The organism is Thermostichus vulcanus str. 'Rupite', from assembly GCF_022848905.1.
GTDB lineage: Bacteria > Cyanobacteriota > Cyanobacteriia > Thermostichales > Thermostichaceae > Thermostichus > Thermostichus vulcanus_A.
The window spans coordinates 1-16,277 of the sequence record NZ_JAFIRA010000029.1 but is presented as its reverse complement, the minus strand read 5'-3'; the positions used below and the strand labels follow the sequence as shown (position 1 = coordinate 16,277).

Below are 16,277 nucleotides of genomic sequence, written 5' to 3'. Positions count from 1 at the left end.
CCTAGGCAGGGATCCCTTCTGCACCTAGCGTGATCCGGGTCGGTCATGGTCATAGCTTAGCTTGTATTTTCGTCAGCCAAAAACTAGACAGAGTCCTCCAATGGCAGTATCTAGAGGGATTTCATCGTTCCTTCTACAGGCGCAGTTCAGCCGATTTGATCAGGTTGCGAAAATCATGAATCACCTCTTCACAACGATGGAAAAACGCCAGTACCCAATCCCGCAGTACCTTCTGATGGGTCTCGTCCAATTCCTTGAGGGTACCGCTATAGCGAATCTGGCCACTGCGCTCGATCTCAAACTGGTTCAACCATTCCGCGTCGGATCCCTGTTGTTGTAGCACCTCCTGCCGTGCTGCTTTCCAGTAGTTGACGATCACCGCTTTACCCAGATAGCCAGTTGTAATTTGACAGAGACGGTTCAGGGAGCGCATAAAGGTATCCATCTCCATGCGCGTACCAGAAGCGGCGGAGGGGAGGGTAGAGGTTGTCGGCTGAGTAGCGCTTGAGCTGGTCTCCAGTTGGCTGGTGAAGAGGCGAAAGGTGACCAGACCCTTTTGGGTATCCCGCTGCAGTTCTGTACGCAGGCGATGCACGGCCAAGCTGTAGACGGGCATCACTATGTCGTCATTGACCGCCACCAGCAACACCCATTCGGCGCTGAGGGGGTAGACAAACACCCGCTGCTCGGCAAACTGGAAGTCGAAATAGTCAAACCCCTGAGGCATGGTTTCCAAGACCTGAAACAAGCCCTGGGCAAGGGCCTGCTGCTGGCGGCTATCCAAATCCTGAAAAGATCGATAGAAGTAAGGGCGACCTGTACGGCTCAGGAGTGCCACTCCCATTACCCCTTGGATGGACAAAAAGCTATCGAGAGTTTCTTTCTCCATGCCCAGTAGGAGCCAGCTTGAGTGAACATATCTTCTCTAACATCCTGGCTTAGAATACTCGCGGATGGGTGAGCGTGGGAGGTAGCTCCGATGATTGGCTTTACCCCTGTGATTACAATACAACCCAAAACTGTCTATCCCCATAGCAGCGGGCAAGCCAGAGTAAGCCCGACAAAACCGTTTCGCTAGGTTCTCTTAATTTATCTTCCTCTTAGGGATCCAGTCCTGCCCGTTCCAACACCTCCAGCAAGTTGGGAATGGGAACCCAGGCATCTTCTCGATCCAGCTCGGGGCTGGCAAGCAGGGCCACCAAGGCCGGGTCACAAACGGGGGCCACCAACGGGAAGTACCTTAACGCTGCCACCTGCGCAATCGTCCAAAAGTAGGGCAGCAGGGCATTGCTGGGCAGGATCTCCATCACGAGGGTCTGGGGCCGACAAAAGGCGAGATTGGTCAGGCCCGCTCCATGGATCCCGATCACTACTTCTGCCCCCTGCATCAGGGCAATTTGCTCCGGCAGGGAGAGGGTTTCCAGCTGTACCGACACAAAGCCCCAAGGTTGCAGAGCAGCCAGCACCTCCGCTTCGTTAATCACCCGTCGCCAACGGGCAGAACGGCGACTGATGTAAATGCGGCGGGGGTATGAGTGGGACAAGCTAGGTTGAACCAATTGGGCCAACCGTTGTAGCACCTGCAAACTCTGAGGGGTCAGACAGCCCACCGGCCCGGCGGTGGAGGGCACGATCAAGGTTTGGGCTTGCACATGGGATCCCCCCAACGGCTCGAAACTGAGAATGCGTTCTGACGGGATCCCCAAGGTGGCCAAGGTTTGCTGTTGAAAAGGCTTGCCCTGATAGCCGTGAATCAGGATGGGGAGGGGGGAGCTGAGGATCCCGGCTCGCCGCAGGATATCGAGGGCGGGCAAAATATCCACCATCCAGTGGAAGTAGTTAACCGCTCCTAAAGGCAACAGGGCTACGGGGCCATCCAACCGGATCGGCGGGGGGAGATGCGGTAAATCCAAAATCGGGTGGTGTTGCAGGTGATCCGGCCAGTAGTCCTGGTCGAGAAATTCCGGCGGTGGCAAACATAGAGACAAATCCGTGAGCAGCTCCCCTTGGCGGGTCAAGACAGCACTGCCGAAGCTGGCGTACAAGTGGCGGGGATAATGGCCCGCATGGACGGATCCCTGGGGGATTTGAGCCACAAAAGTCTCTGGCAAAGGAATCCGTTGCGGGCGTAGCTTTGGCAGCAGGTTGGGATCCCGAGCAGGAGGGGATCTCAAGCTCATGCTCCCTGCCGGATCCAGGGGTTGGTAGCTCCCTTCTCCCGTGGTTTGGTGCCAGTGCTTCGTAGTGAGATAGCCCTGAGTCGGTACGGGCCAGAGATCAGACACGGACGGCTTGCTTTGCAGAGAAGTCCCTGCCTGCGGGATGGGGGATCCTGCCGAAGGTGGGGCGAAGCGTTGCCGCCAAGCAGCATACATTGCCGGCCAGGCCACCTCATCCGCCTCCCCTTCCATCGGTAACCCAAGCTCCAGAGGGCCCTGCCCATCAGGGCTAACCCCCAAGGCCCGTAGCCGGTCTTTTTCCACTGCAACAGCCCGCCGCCACTGTTGCCAGGCTGCCTCGGGCTGATCCAACTGCACCCAGGCTTCTACCCAATAGCTGTGCAGTCCTTGAGCGGTGGCATCCCGCGCCTCAGCCGCCTGGAAACAGTGCAAAGCCTGCTGGGGATCCCGTAAATCCAGCCAGATCAAGCCCAATTGCACCCAAGGCTCAGCCCAGTCCGGGCGCAGCTGAGCAGCTTGTTGGAGCGGCCCGATCGCCTCTTTCAATCGGCCCAACTTGAATAGGCTCAGCCCCCACTGTAGAAAGCTCTCCGCCGCCGTCGGATCCCGTTGACAAGCCTGTTCAAACCAAGCCGCCGCTGATGACCACAGCCGCCGTCGCTCTTGGGTCAAACCAATTCGGTGAGCCGCCAAAGCCGTGGGAAAAGCCCGCTCCAGCCCCTCCACAGAATCGACCCCCTCCAAACACTGCTGGTACAGCATGGCCGCCTGCGGCCAGTGGCCACTTTCCCACAACTCTTCCGCCAACTCCTGCAGGGTTCTCAACCACTGATGAAGAGCCTCAATCTCTGGCACACCCCTCTCCATCAGGAGGGCCACCCCCTCCTGCCAAGTTAGCTGCGCTGCCAGTTCCTGGCCCAGAAACTGTTGGGCTGAGCCCAGGCACCAGTAAAGCTCAGCGGTCAGGGATCCCTGTTCAATTTGCTGCTGCAAGTGGGTGGCAACCTGTGCGTAATCCCCTTGCCGCCAATCGACACGGATCACAGTAAGCTTTGGGTGGGAGAAGAGGAGAGCTGGGCTGGGATCCATGTCTTATCCATGTCTTCAGGATGAGAAACAGTGTTACAAACTGCAACAACCCTCCCACTCTGGGTGCATCACCCTAGTATTCTAGGCTTGGCTTCTCCTTCAGGGATCCGGCTTCCATCCTTCTTAGCGAGGGGTTCGGGTTGGATCGCAAGGTAGCCCCTTTTCACAGGACATCGTCCTCGGCCTTTGCTGGCAAATTTTTTCGATCAAAACGGAGTTTAAAAGATCGATGGGTATCAACGCATCAGGTGGCACAGTCGTCTCCCGCCCCCGTCTTTACCAAACCGTGCCCGTATCGACCATCTCCCAAGCGGAACAGCAGGATCGCTATCTGGGGCGCACCGAGCTGGATCGTCTTGATGATTTTTTCTCCAATGGCCTGAAACGGCTGGAAATCGCCCAGGTGATTGCAGATAACTCCGAAATTATTGTCAGTCGTGCTGCCAACCGCATTTTTACCGGCGGGTCGCCGATGGCCTACCTAGAGCGTCCGGACGTGGTGGAGGATGTGAAGGAAGGCTTCAAGCTGGGCACCGCTTTCTACGTTGAATCTACCGGTGGTTTTGTCGAGGCTATTCGCAACATTTTCAGTGCCAGTGGCGTTGAAATTCCGCCTAACTTTCGTCCCATCAACGTCTCCCGCTACGGCGCTGCCAATATGCGCAAATCCTTGAGGGACATCAGTTGGTTCCTGCGCTACGTCACCTATGCCCTAGTCGCCGGGGATCCCAGCATCATCACCGTCAACACCCGTGGTTTGCGGGAGATTATCGAAAATGCCTGTTCTGCGGAGGCTACCATTGTTGCCATTCAGGAGATGAAACGGGCTTCCGCCGGTTATTTCCGCAAGGATTCCGCTGCCATCGCCATTATCAACCAATATTTCGATGTTCTGCTCAGCGAGTTCATTGCTCCTAGCCCTTCCGACAAGCTGCGGCAACGCAACGCTAGCACTGCCGATGGCACCCGTCTGCAAGGGCTACAACTGCCCCAGATTTACAACTTGGCTGCCGAGAAAGTGCCGGTATTCGCCATGAAGCCGGGGCTTTCCAATTCGGAGAAAGAAGAGGTTATCAAAGCGGCTTACCGCCAGGTGTTCGAGCGGGATATCCGGCGGGCCTACAGCCTCAAGGTTTCTGATCTGGAATCCAAGGTGAAAAACGGCGAGATCTCCATGAAGGAGTTCATCCGTCGCCTGGGGAAATCGGAGCTGTACCGCAAGCAATTCTACGAACCGTTCATTAACAGCCGAGTGGTGGAGCTAGCCTTCCGCCATTTCTTGGGGCGGGCTCCTGAAACCCGTGAGGAAGTGCAGACCTACTTCTCAATCATCTCGACCAAAGGCTTAGCCGGATTGGTGGATGCCTTGGTGGATAGCCGCGAATATGGTGACTACTTCGGCGAAGAAACTGTACCCTACCTGCGCAAACTGGGGGTGGAAGCCCAAACCAGTGCCAACTGGGGAGCCAAATTCGACCTTTACAACTACGCGGCTCCCCGGCGCAAAGTGCCCCAATTCATCACCCTCTTTGCCCGCTACAATCGGCCTCTACCGGATCAGCACGTGTATGGTTCTGGCAATGATCCACTGGAGATCCAATTTGGGGCTATCTTCCCGAAAGAAACTCGCTCCCCCAGTACTCGCCCAGCGCTGTTCAACAAAGATGTCAAGCGCATCTTGATCCGGCGCGGTTTTGCCCTAGCCAACGAGCGCACCACCCCCAACACCGCCCCGATTCCCAGCAGCCTGGGGGCCAAGATCTTCAAACTCACCCAAACCCCCATCAACCGCAGCAGCAAAATTGGGGCCCGCTCTGGGGCAACGGGCAGCGAGGGATCCACCCAAGCGGTGATTCGGGCCTGTTATCAGCAGGTGTACGGTTATGTGCCCTACGAAGGGCAGCGGCTGACCCGCTGGGAGATCAAGCTGGAATCCGGCGAGATCACGGTTAAGGAGTTTATTCGCCAACTGGCCAAATCGGATCTGTTCCGCAACAAGTACTGGTCGAGCCTCTACGTCTGCAAAGCCATCGAGTTTATCCACCGCAAACTGCTGGGTCGGCCCACCTACGGGCGGCAGGAAATGAACCCCCTCTTCGATATTGCCTCCAAGAAAGGGTTCTATGCCGTGGTAGATACGATCTTGGACAGTGAAGAATATCGGCAAGCCTTTGGGGAAGATACAGTGCCCTACGAGCGCTACCTCACCCCTGGGGGTCTTTCTCTGCGGCGGATGCGGCCCGGTTCCAGCGATATGGCGGCAACGAAGCCGATCCGTACCGACGACGATATCCCGTTGTTTGTCAAGTTGGGGCAGCCGCAAGACCTGCCTTCGGGAGAGTTGGAGATTCAGCGGCGAGTGCAGCAGGGGGTACCAAAGGTGCGCCAAGAAACCCCGATCTTCAAGCTCACCAGCCTCGCCAATAAGGCGGAAGTGAACAACCTGATCCGCGCTGCTTACCGGCAGGTGTTTGAGCGGGATATGGACATTTACAGCATCAGTTCCGAGCTGAGTGTGGCCGAATCCAAGTTGCGCAATGGGGAGATCACCGTCAAGGAGTTCATCGAGGCGCTGGGGTGTTCGGAACTGTATCGCTCAGAATTCTATGCTCCCCACCCGAATACCAAGGTGATCGAGTTGGGCACCAAGCACTTCTTGGGGCGTGCACCACTGAATCAGCAGGAGATCCGCAAGTACAACCAGATCCTGGCCACCCAAGGGGTAAAAGCCTTTGTGCGCGCCCTGTTGAACACCCAAGAGTATCGGGATGTCTTCAATGAGGATGTGGTGCCCTATCGCCGCTTCCCCACCTTGCCAGCCGCCAATTTCCCCAACACACAAGATCTGTACGGTCGCCTGACCAAGCAAAACAAAGAGCTGGTGGTGCCCAGCTTCAGCCCGGTGGGCAATGATCGCAGCTAGGGCATTGCTTAGCTTGCTGAACTGAATTCATCACTGGATTCATCCAGCCCCCTGATTCCACACTGGGATCCGGGGGTTTCTTGACGGGGAAAAGGGATCCCGTTCTTCAACTCCACAGGGGTAAAGGCGACTGAGCCTCGTAACCCAGATGCCGCAGAGCCGCAGGAGTGATCACCCGACCACGGGCGGTGCGCTGCAGATATCCAATTTGCAACAGGTAAGGCTCGTAGACTTCCTCGATCGTCTGGGGATCCTCACCCGTGACCGCCGCCATCGTATCCAGGCCGACAGGCCCCCCCCCAAACTGCTCCACCAACATGGTCAACAATTTGCGATCCGTCCAATCCAGCCCCATCGGATCCACATGGAACAATTCCAGGGCAGCGGCGGCAACCGCTTGGCTAATGTGGCCATCCCCCCGCACCTGGGCATAATCTCGCACCCGTTTGAACAGGCGGTTGGCAATACGGGGTGTGCCTCGGGAACGTTGGGCAATCTCAGCCGCCCCCTCGGGATCGATAGAGGTATTCAAGAGGCGAGCCGTGCGCATCACGATCTGCACCAATTCGTCAGGTTCGTAAAAGCGTAGCCGCTGCACCTGGCCAAAGCGATCCCGCAACGGAGACGTGAGCGCCCCAACGCGGGTGGTGGCCCCCACCAGGGTAAATCGTTCCAAGGGTAGAGAGGTCATGCGGGCAGAGCGACCCTTGCCAATGGTGATATCGAGGCGAAAATCTTCCATGGCCGGATAGAGCAATTCTTCCGTGACTTTGGGCAGGCGGTGGATCTCGTCGATAAAGAGCACATCCCCCCGCTTCAGGCGTACCAAATACCCGGCAATGTCCCGTGGGCTTTCTAGGGCTGGGGCTGTGGTCATGTAAAACTGGGATCCCATTTCAGCCGCCAAAGCTGCCGCCACGGTGGTTTTGCCCAAGCCGGGTGGGCCGTAGAACAACAGGTGATCCAATGGCTCTTGGCGAGACCGGGCCGCTGCGATCACGATGGCCAGCACTTCCTTGAGTTCCGTTTGGCCAATGTACTCCGCAAGAGTGCGGGGACGGAGAGATTCCTCTTGCCCTTCGGCGGGGTGGGCTTGAGGCTGGAGCAAGTCTTCACCAGTTTTGGGGGCATTTTCCACCCTCAGGAGCAAGGGATCCGGGGCAGCGAGGTTTTGGGGTTGAGAGTCTGGGGTGGCCTCTAAAGGTTCTTTAGATTCCTTACGAACCTTCCTTGGTTGCGTGCCCTGTTGCGGGTGATCAGCATCTCGTGAGGAAATGATGGCCATAGTCCCTTCACCAACCCAACCGAAAACGGCCCCAATACCTGAGGCGGTTGCCATACTCTAACTCTGAATCTTAGAAGCTGCTAAAAAAGAGTGAAGTGGATATTACCTGTGCAAAAACTCCTGGCAATCGACGAACTCGCTCTACCCGCAAGTTAGTTTAGAAACAGCTTCTGAATCTAGATACAGCTCTTTCATGCTCTGCAGTCGCGTGTCGCGTAGCATTAGCGTTGCGTAGCAACAATGTCTACGGCAGGCTGCGCCACCCCAAAAGTAACGCGGGTTTACTACAAAGCGGTGGTGTCCCTAACCCCTTTCAAAAGGGCTAGAGTGCTCCGCACTGCTGTCGCGAAGGGGATTGACCCCGTGCTAGGTGACTGGTGTTGGGGCCGCTGTGACCCTCCGGGTCGTGCGTAGGACAAGAGGCATTAGCAAAGCCTGTCGGAGACAGATGCGCTAGCGTGCACCTGGTGTAAAGGGTTGTAGGCTATTTTTCAGAGTAGTGCGAACCTGGAAGGCGAAAAGGACGGGATCCCGTTCCTCTGAGGATCTAGGCTTCCTTGTAGATACCACAAATGCTCAGGAGTAGGCGTAAGCTGAGAGAGGATCCCTTGACCGGTTGTGACAATGGCTCATTCCCAACCCTCTTCTCCTGAAATCTCCCCACAAGATCCACGGGCACTGCGCAAAGCCCTGCGGGGATCCGCTACCTACTTTGCCAAAGGGTTTGAAGAACACAAGGATCAGGTGCAATCGGATCTGCAAACCACTTACAAAAGCCCGCTGGTGGAGCAAATCCGCGCCCAGTCTTACCGTTATCAACAGGGAGAGATCACCATTCGCCTGGCCAAGGCTTTTGGCTTCTGCTGGGGGGTGGAACGAGCTGTGGAGTATGCCTATGAGGCGCGGCGACGCTTTCCGGATCGGCAACTGTGGATCACCAATGAGATCATCCACAATCCACTAGTCAATCAGCACCTAGAGGCTATGGGGATCCGCTTTGTCGGCAAAGGCCCGGATGGGAAAAAGGATTTTTCCCAAATTCAGCCGCAGGATGTGGTGCTTTGGCCAGCCTTTGGGGCGAGTGTGTCGGAAATGGAGTTTTTCCGGTCACAGGGGAATGAGATTGTCGATACCACTTGTCCTTGGGTCTCCCGAGTTTGGAACCAAGTGGACAAGCATCGGGCGGCCCAATTCACGTCCGTTATCCACGGCAAATACAATCACGAAGAAACCCTCGCCACCAGTTCCTTTGCCCAGAAATATCTGGTGGTGCTGAACCTAGAAGAAGCAGAATGGGTCGCTCGCTACATTTTAGAAGGAGGAGATGCGGCAGACTTTCAGCAGCGTTTCAGCAAAGCCACCTCTCCCGGCTTTGATCCGGATCAAGATCTAGAGCGGATCGGCATCGCCAACCAAACCACCATGCTAGAAGGAGAAACCCGCGCCATTGCCAAACTGTTTGAAACCACCATGCTGCGTAAATATGGCCCGCAACAGTTGGATGACCACTTCATGAGTTTCAACACCATCTGCAACGCCACCCAAGAACGGCAGGATGCCATGTTCGAGCTGATTGAGGATCCCTTGGATGTCATGGTGGTGATTGGTGGATTCAATTCTTCGAATACCACCCACCTACAAGAGATTGCTTTGGAAAAGGGGTTGCCCTCTTTTCATATCGATGGCCCCGACTGTATCCAACCTGGTAACCGCATCCGTCACAAGCCCCTGCACCAAGACATAACGGTTACAGAAGGTTGGCTGCCCAATGGGCCTGTTCAAATTGGCATCACCTCCGGAGCCTCTACACCGGATCGCGTCGTGGAAGAAGTGATTCGGCGCATTTTTGCCCTACGGGAACCCTCGGAGCTCCCTTTCTGACACCTGCCTGATGGGATCCCAAACCCCTGACGGGATCCCATGCGCTCTTTGAGGCTACTGTTGCGTGTTCACCACCCTTTTTCAGGTCTACTTGCCGTTGCTGGGCTGGACAATGCTGGGGTTCCTTCTCCAGAAAGGCATGCCCACCCACTGGGATCGTTGGGTAGGGCCCTATCCACTGGGGCGGTTCATGTTTTGGGTCGGGGTACCTCTCAGTATCATCGGATTCATGCAGGGGGTGGATCTCTCTGGACAAATCTGGGTTGCTCCCCTGATCTGCTGGCTGTCGGTGGGGCTGGGATTTGGAATGACCAGTACTTGGCTCTGGTGGCAACAGCAGCGGTGGGAAGGAGCAGCACGGACAGCTCTTATCTCCTGGAGCAGTGCCCAGCAGGGTAGTTTCCATTTAGCAGCCACCCTCGGGAATACCGGTTATTTGGGCTACCCCATTTGTTTGGCGGTGGCAGGGAGAGCTTACTTTGGCTGGGCATTGTTTTACGATCTGTTGGGCACCTTGCTTATGGCCTATGGGTTTGGGGTCTGGGTGGCCAGCCGCTACGGCAACGCCTGTACCCAAGCCTGGCAAGTCGGGATCCATATCCTGCGCACCCCTGCCCTATGGTCCTTTGGAATGGGCCTACTGCTGGCGCGTGAACCGCTGCCGGGGTGGCTCTCGCAGGGGCTTACTGCTTTTGCTTGGGGTATGATTCCCCTGAGTTTGCTGCTGCTGGGGATGCGGTTGGCACAGGTTAAACAGTGGGGAGCTTTTCGTCCAGCCGGAGTGGCCCTATGTATTAAGCTATTGCTCGTCCCTTTACTGGTGGGCGTGGGTTTAGCCTTCACCTCTTATCCACCACTCGCCAAATTGGTACTGGTTTTGCAGTCCGGTATGCCCCCCGCTATTGCCACGTTGGTACTCACGGAAGAATACGACCTGGATCGGGAGGTTACTGTGACGGCTCTGGCGGTGGGGTATTTAGCGGTTTTATTGACTTTGCCCCTCTGGCTGGGGCTGTGGGGATCCTAAAAGATCCCTAAAAGATCCGAGAGATCTTACTTTAGAGAAAGATCTTTACCGATCAATAGGCCAAGTGAGACAAGGTCTGCTCAAGATAGTGATGCACCAGCTGATCCAGCTCAGCATCTTGGCTGGGCAACTCGCGTCCCTGTAACCATCCTTGAAAACCAGAGCTTTCCACAATCGCCTGACGCAATGGCTTCCAAACCGCTTGCACACACAGTGCCGTATCAGAACTGAGAGCAGGACTTGTCATGGCAAGGAAGAGTAGAAATCAACTACTTTCAGAATAACGTGGATTCCAGTCGGGTTTGGCTGCCCAGGATACAAACTCTGGCTATTCCGCTCCGTTGCGATGGCCATTTTCCCGGCTGAAGCGAAGATGCTCTTCAATGCGGGCTATCGAGATCTCCAGTCGTTGAAGCGTTTGTTGAAGCGTTTGATTGATACGTTGCTGTTCCTGATTGATACGTTGCTGTTCCTGATTGATGCGTTGCTGTTCTTCGTTGAGTCGCTCCTGCCTCTCAATAAAAGCATTGAATCGGCGGCGATCCTCCACACGAGCATCGTGTTCCTGCTGGTAGATTTGCACAATTAACCGTTGCCCCTCCAGCAGAGCCGCCACATCGGATCCCAGCTTGTCCAGCATGGCATCTGTCCAGCGTTCAACGGTCATCGGTTCAACCTCATAGAATCAAACTCATAGAATCAAATCTCACAGGACAGGTTCTTGGCAAATTTTCTGCAGTCACCATCCATAACATACCTGCTTGGGGACGACCAAAGCTTCGTCAGGAAACAAAAACTGGGATCCCTAGAGGGAGACGAACCATTGACTGCGCTGCTCAACCCGTAAACTTGGCCCTAAAGCATTGAGAAGGGATGCCCCATAGCTACGGGCAATGATGCGGCTATCCAGAATGGCCACCAAACTTGATTCAGAGCCCTGACGCAAGGGAGCAACAGCACGTTGCAGTTGGGCAGCAGCCACTGGCAAAAGGTACTGACGAAACCAATCCTGCTGAGTACGCTGCATGTGCTGAACTCGCCCTGCCACTCTCGGATCTTCCACAGACGGGAACGGTAAGGTGGCAATCGCCAACAGAACCGGGCAGGGAAGGCTGGCCTTGTGTTGTAGCCAGTGGTGCCAGTCACACACCAAAATGCCATGCCAGGACTCCGTCCCGCTGACGCGAGCATCAGGCAACACACTATTGACCCGTACCCGCGAGCCAAACTCTGCTGCCAAAGCAGTACCCACCTGGGCTTGTAGAGGTTGATCCGAGACCAGCACCACAACAAACCCCTTTGCCTGAGCAACCAAGTGCTTGAGTTCTTGTAGCAGATGATGTTGGAAGAGTGGGCTGTTGGGTAGAGGCAGGCGGGGCAAATAGAGGGAAAAGCCTTGTAAAGATTCCAACTCCACACAAGGAGCGTTGGTAGCAGCTACAGTAGGGTTAGAACGAGACCATCCCTCTCCAGACAGGAACCGCAAAGGGGTGAGATCCGGCAATCCCAGGCGTTGCCGGTAGGTTTGGGCTTGGCGATCCAAATCCAGGGCTTCTCCAATGATCACCACTGGCTGAGTTGCCCAGATAGAAGCCAGCCACTCCTGAAGAGCAGATGGGCTGTTGTGGAGGGTAAAGCTACCGGTTTCGCGATCCACTTCGGCCCACCACACCCAACGTTGTTCCAGTGCGCTAGGGCTCCGTTGGCGAAGGTGTTCCCAGGGATCCGGCAACCAACCCGAGTAATGTCCGATTAAAGACAGCACCTGTTCTAAGTGGGCCAGTTCATCCGCTTGCAACAAGCACCGGGAAAGGGGTCGCCGCAACAGTTGCAGAGCCAAGCTCACCTGTACTTGAGAGATCCGTTCAGCCTGCGCAGGGAAGATTTGTCGGAGTTGTTGCCAATCGGTTGCTTGAAGGGTGACTGTCAAAGCTTGGTAGGCCCAATCTTCCAGATCTTCTGCCCCATCGATAATCAAAGGGATCCCGGTCGGCACCCAGGAGTCTGTCCCGCTAACGCGACCGGAGGAGGTTGGGTACAGGCGCGCTCGCAGCCAATCCAAGGGATCCACCAACAGCAACCCCTGAAAATCGGGGGCTGGCCAATGGTCTTTCTGTAAAACCGGTTTGTGCAGTTGCAACGTGTGTTGTAGCCAGGGAATTTCTTCCCCAAGGATTTGAGCCTGCACGGAGGCTGTGGCACAAAGGAGGGTGGCAGTGGGCCACATCAAAGCCGGGAGCAAATAGCTCAGACGATGTTGGCCGCCGCTGGGCACCTGAATCAAGGCGCTACGACCCAGCCGCAACCCCCGCGCCACCATACGAGCCATCGTCAATTGATGAGGCCACAGGGCTTCAGGAGATTGCCGCAAAAGCTGCCGCAACTGTTGATGGACTTCAACCTCGATCACGGTAGGTGCGCTAGGGATCTGCCACAGGCAACGGAGTGAACTAGCCTATTCTAGGTTAAGCAGTGGCTACAAAGCTTTCGGAAGTAAGACTTAACTGATGACCTGCTAGACCCCAGCAGGAGTCTGCTTACGAAGAGCAGCGTAAAGCCCCCGGTTTCTAACCGGGGGATATAAGCGCACAGACTGAATTTATTCAGCAACAGAAATAGTACATACAATAGTCCCCATGAAACGGGTCACCACCACACTCAAGCTCAAGTTTCTTGACCTCAATGTGGTCAAAGCAGAGATGTTTAACCAGACGGTTTGTGCGACAACCGAGCTGGCAAACGAACTGCTCCGCATCAGTCCAAAGGAACGAAAAGCATTGACAACCGCCAAAGTGGTAACCCCACTCAAGTCGGCCCTCTCCAACCAGGTGATTCGTGTCCTGAAGGGGAAAGCCGGCCAGCGGGTCAAACACTTCAAAGTGTTCTGGCCAGAGGTCAACAACCAAAACTGGAAGCTGCACAAAGTAGGTAGCACCTACTCAGTGAGTTTTCCCACAATTCAGGGTGACAAGCGGGTTCCCCTTGAGGTTGGCAGTTCCTACTATGCTGAACGTCTCGAACGTCTTTTAGCTGAGCGGGACTGTGAGCGAGGGACTCTAAAACTGATGCAAATACGTGGGGTTTGGTATGCCGTTCTGTCTATCACTTGGGAAGTTCCCGAAGTGAAGAGTACGGAACGGTTAGGTGTTGACCGGGGGCAGAACCGTTTGGCAGTGGCGGCCACCCGCTGGGGTCGGGCGGTGTTTTTTGGGGGTGGAGAGGTAGCTCACCGTCGTCGTCGTTTCCAGAAGCGTCGTGCCCAGTTGCAACAGGCGGGTAAATACCGAGCACTCAAGCGACTGGAGCGCAAAGAAGCCCGTTGGATGAGGGCGGTCAACCACACCGTTAGCCGTCGCATTGTGCGGTTTGCCAATGCGGTAAATGCGGATGTGTGGATGGAAGACCTCTCGGGTATCCGCCAATCCAGACAGAGCCAGAAGGCGCGTTCGGATGCCGGGAAATCGCGCCATACCTGGTCGTACTACGACCTGGAGTGGAAGGTTGCCTACAAGCTGGAAATGGCGGGCAGGACGCTGCATAAACGTCCGGCTGCCTACACATCCAAAACCGACCACAGGACAGGATTGATCTGCTCCGCAGGGCCGGAGGCCATTGGGAAAAGGAGTGGGCATTTGTTCACCGGGCAGGACGGGTATTGCTGTGATGCCGACTGGAATGCCGCAATCTTGCTACGCAAGACGCGGAGCGTCATGAACATTGCCCAGTGGGACGGGTTTTCGTGTCCTTTGAGTCTAAAAGAAGCCCTGCCCGTAATAGGTAGGGTCGGCTCAGGGGATGGGGTAGTTGGCAATCCCCTGAACTCCCTCGTGCTCTGCACGGCACGGAGTGCTATGAATCCCTCACAGCTTCAAGCTGTGGGGAGCTAGAAGGGAGAATCCCCCGGTTTCTAACCGGGGGAGTGTCAATTAATCAATGATGAAATGGTGAGAATGAAAGAGAACGATACTGATCCATGTGGATTTGGGGTGAGTCATGTCTCGGCTTTCTGGAGCACCCACTGCACAGCTAAGAGAGGATTGGACTGGATCCCTGCTGTTTGACCATTCGGATTGGGGTCGCCTGCACATGAAGGGATCCCCTGGGTTAGAGTACCTGCACAACCAAAGCACGCAAGATCTCAAGGCCCTCAAACCCGGACAGGGAGCAGAGACTGTCTTTGTCACTCCCACGGCAGGGATCCTGGATTTGACCACGGTGTATGTAGGAGAAGAGAACTGCTGGGTCTGGACTTCCCCGCAGCGACGCAGCCCGCTTATTCAAAGCTTGGGGCGGATGTTACCGTTCGTCAGGGGAGCACAGCTATCAGACGAGACGGAACAGACCTTTGGATTTGTGTTGCTGGGCAGCGAAAGTAAGTCGGTACTGCAAGGGTTAATGGGTTCGGAGCAAATCCCGAATGAACAATATGAACACCGACAGGTGGAGCTCGAGGGGATCCGGGTTCACCTGGCTTGCGGGACGGGCCTAACACAGCAGGGCTTTAGGCTTTGGGGTGAGCTGAGCGGGAAAGCACCCCTTCAAGAGTGTTTGCTGCAAGCTGGGGCGGAACTCGGGGGAGCTGAGCAATGGGAACAATTACGCCTTGAAGCGGGTCGCCCAGCCGCAGACCGAGAGCTCACCGCCGATTACAACCCCCTGGAGGCTGGACTTTGGCGGGCCATTTCTCTCTCGAAAGGTTGCTACATTGGCCAGGAAGTGTTGGCTAAACAAGTCACCTATAAGCGGATTCGACAAACTCTTTGGGGCATCCATTTGCGTGGCACAGCTGAACCTGGGTCAGAAATCTGGCATGGAGAGGATAAAATTGGCTCTTTGACCAGTGTAGGTTTAACTTCAAAAGGCTACATAGGCTTGGGATACATTCGCACGAAGTTTGAACCCAAAGAGGGCCTAGAAGTTCAGGTTGGACTGGTGCATGGGACTTTAGTCCCAATGCCGTTTTTGACTTATCCGCCCTCGCTTTAGGATCAAAATTAAAGTCGAAAGTGTTGGCGAAATCGAGGATCCAGGCGGTCTTTCTTCCTTAAGTTACAGTCCCGACAAAGGGTTTGTAGGTTGCTGATATCATTGCTCCCCCCATGAGCGATGGGAACAATGTGATCAATCTGAAGTTTTGCTTGGGAAGCAGTTTTCCCGCAACTCAAGCAGCGAAACCCATCTCTTTGCAAGATATATTCTCTCACAACAGCAGGGATGAGGATTCTCTGCCCACCATATTTTTCTTTCATTCTCACTGTTCTTCCATGACACGTAGATCATCCAAAGGCGATCCATTCTCTAAATGCAACTCATCTTTCTCTGCAGGAATTTCCATGAATGATTCTGGATTGTCTGGGTAAAACTCAAGCGTCACTTGCAGTTTTACTTTCACTCGCCCAGTCTGCCAACCGTTAGTTTCTGGTGCAAGGACAGAGCAAGGGATCCCTTTCTGATTAAACCAGTTGGGCTTATCCTGATGAGAGACATTTGTTCTGATCTTCTTTGTGTTGGCAAAGTAGTTATCTAACTCATATCCCATATGATCATATCTTCTGAAATACGATTGAATTGCATCATCAATCCGAGAGATCATATATGTTTCCTGATCAAAAGCAATAACACCATTCCCTATTTTGTTTAAATCGAAGGATATATCTAACATGATTTATGCTCCACATAAAATTGGGAAACTACTCATTTCGCAAGTCATCGAGAGGGGAATCCAAAGAACCTGAAACTTTTCCAAGAGGGGGATCAGGTTCAAACCTGATTGACTGACAAAAGCTGCTTACAGATAGCTGGGTGCCTTGCTGTGCGGTAGTTTTGGAGATTGAAGAGATGAAGGGGGAGCCAGCGTTCTAAGCTTAGATACCACTCAAAACCGTGAACGCT

13 protein-coding genes are annotated in these 16,277 nt (G+C 54.9%); 5 read left to right on the top strand and 8 right to left on the bottom strand.

Features of this window, described 5'->3' with window-relative positions; genetic code table 11:
- Positions 1-133 precede the first annotated feature (133 nt).
- Positions 134-889 (bottom strand): hypothetical protein, encoded by a 756-nt coding sequence (locus JX360_RS11215; RefSeq protein WP_244350854.1) that lies wholly within the window; start codon positions 887-889, stop codon positions 134-136.
- Positions 890-1,100: 211 nt separating this feature from the next.
- Positions 1,101-3,269 carry a glycosyltransferase 61 family protein gene (locus JX360_RS11210; protein WP_244350851.1) on the bottom strand — a complete coding sequence of 723 codons (2,169 nt, stop codon included), beginning with the start codon at positions 3,267-3,269 and terminating at the stop codon, positions 1,101-1,103.
- Between the two features lie 229 nt (positions 3,270-3,498).
- On the opposite strand from JX360_RS11210, the gene JX360_RS11205 reads away from it, so the two are divergent.
- A complete protein-coding gene (locus JX360_RS11205) occupies positions 3,499-6,192 on the top strand; it encodes a phycobilisome rod-core linker polypeptide (protein WP_244350849.1) in 2,694 nt (897 codons plus the stop codon).
- Positions 6,193-6,298: 106 nt separating this feature from the next.
- Here the strand turns inward: JX360_RS11205 and ruvB are convergent, their stop codons facing one another.
- Positions 6,299-7,477: a Holliday junction branch migration DNA helicase RuvB gene (ruvB, locus tag JX360_RS11200; RefSeq protein WP_244350847.1), complete on the bottom strand. Its 1,179-nt coding sequence runs from the start codon at positions 7,475-7,477 to the stop codon at positions 6,299-6,301.
- A gap of 624 nt (positions 7,478-8,101) precedes the next feature.
- On the opposite strand from ruvB, the gene JX360_RS11195 reads away from it, so the two are divergent.
- Both JX360_RS11195 and JX360_RS17740 read left to right on the top strand, forming a co-directional pair.
- On the top strand, positions 8,102-9,358 hold the full coding sequence (locus tag JX360_RS11195) for a 4-hydroxy-3-methylbut-2-enyl diphosphate reductase (protein WP_244350845.1): 1,257 nt from the start codon (positions 8,102-8,104) through the stop codon (positions 9,356-9,358).
- Between the two features lie 64 nt (positions 9,359-9,422).
- Entirely contained in the window at positions 9,423-10,385 is a 963-nt protein-coding gene (locus JX360_RS17740; protein ID WP_244350843.1) for an AEC family transporter, read from the top strand.
- A gap of 52 nt (positions 10,386-10,437) precedes the next feature.
- On the opposite strand, the gene JX360_RS11185 is transcribed toward JX360_RS17740, so the two are convergent.
- From JX360_RS11185 to JX360_RS11175, 3 genes are all read right to left on the bottom strand, one after another.
- The gene (locus JX360_RS11185) at positions 10,438-10,632 is read right to left on the bottom strand and encodes a hypothetical protein (RefSeq protein WP_244350841.1); all 195 of its coding nucleotides are present in this window, start codon (positions 10,630-10,632) and stop codon (positions 10,438-10,440) included.
- A gap of 81 nt (positions 10,633-10,713) precedes the next feature.
- A complete protein-coding gene (locus JX360_RS11180) occupies positions 10,714-11,052 on the bottom strand; it encodes a hypothetical protein (RefSeq protein WP_244350839.1) in 339 nt (112 codons plus the stop codon).
- A 138-nt stretch (positions 11,053-11,190) separates the two neighbouring features.
- Complete coding sequence (locus tag JX360_RS11175; RefSeq protein ID WP_244350838.1) at positions 11,191-12,795, bottom strand: helicase C-terminal domain-containing protein; 1,605 nt, start codon at positions 12,793-12,795, stop codon at positions 11,191-11,193.
- Between the two features lie 226 nt (positions 12,796-13,021).
- On the opposite strand from JX360_RS11175, the gene JX360_RS11170 reads away from it, so the two are divergent.
- Entirely contained in the window at positions 13,022-14,272 is a 1,251-nt protein-coding gene (locus tag JX360_RS11170; protein ID WP_244350837.1) for an RNA-guided endonuclease TnpB family protein, read from the top strand.
- A 106-nt stretch (positions 14,273-14,378) separates the two neighbouring features.
- Positions 14,379-15,371, top strand: coding sequence for a CAF17-like 4Fe-4S cluster assembly/insertion protein YgfZ (ygfZ, locus tag JX360_RS11165; protein ID WP_244350836.1), 993 nt, complete (start codon positions 14,379-14,381; stop codon positions 15,369-15,371).
- An 8-nt stretch (positions 15,372-15,379) separates the two neighbouring features.
- On the opposite strand, the gene JX360_RS17970 is transcribed toward ygfZ, so the two are convergent.
- On the bottom strand, positions 15,380-15,634 hold the full coding sequence (locus JX360_RS17970) for an HNH endonuclease (RefSeq protein WP_244350835.1): 255 nt from the start codon (positions 15,632-15,634) through the stop codon (positions 15,380-15,382).
- 2 nt (positions 15,635-15,636) lie between these two features.
- Positions 15,637-16,047, bottom strand: a complete 411-nt coding sequence (locus JX360_RS11155) for a KGK domain-containing protein (RefSeq protein WP_244350834.1) — start codon at positions 16,045-16,047, stop codon at positions 15,637-15,639.
- Between the last annotated feature and the right edge of the window lie 230 nt (positions 16,048-16,277).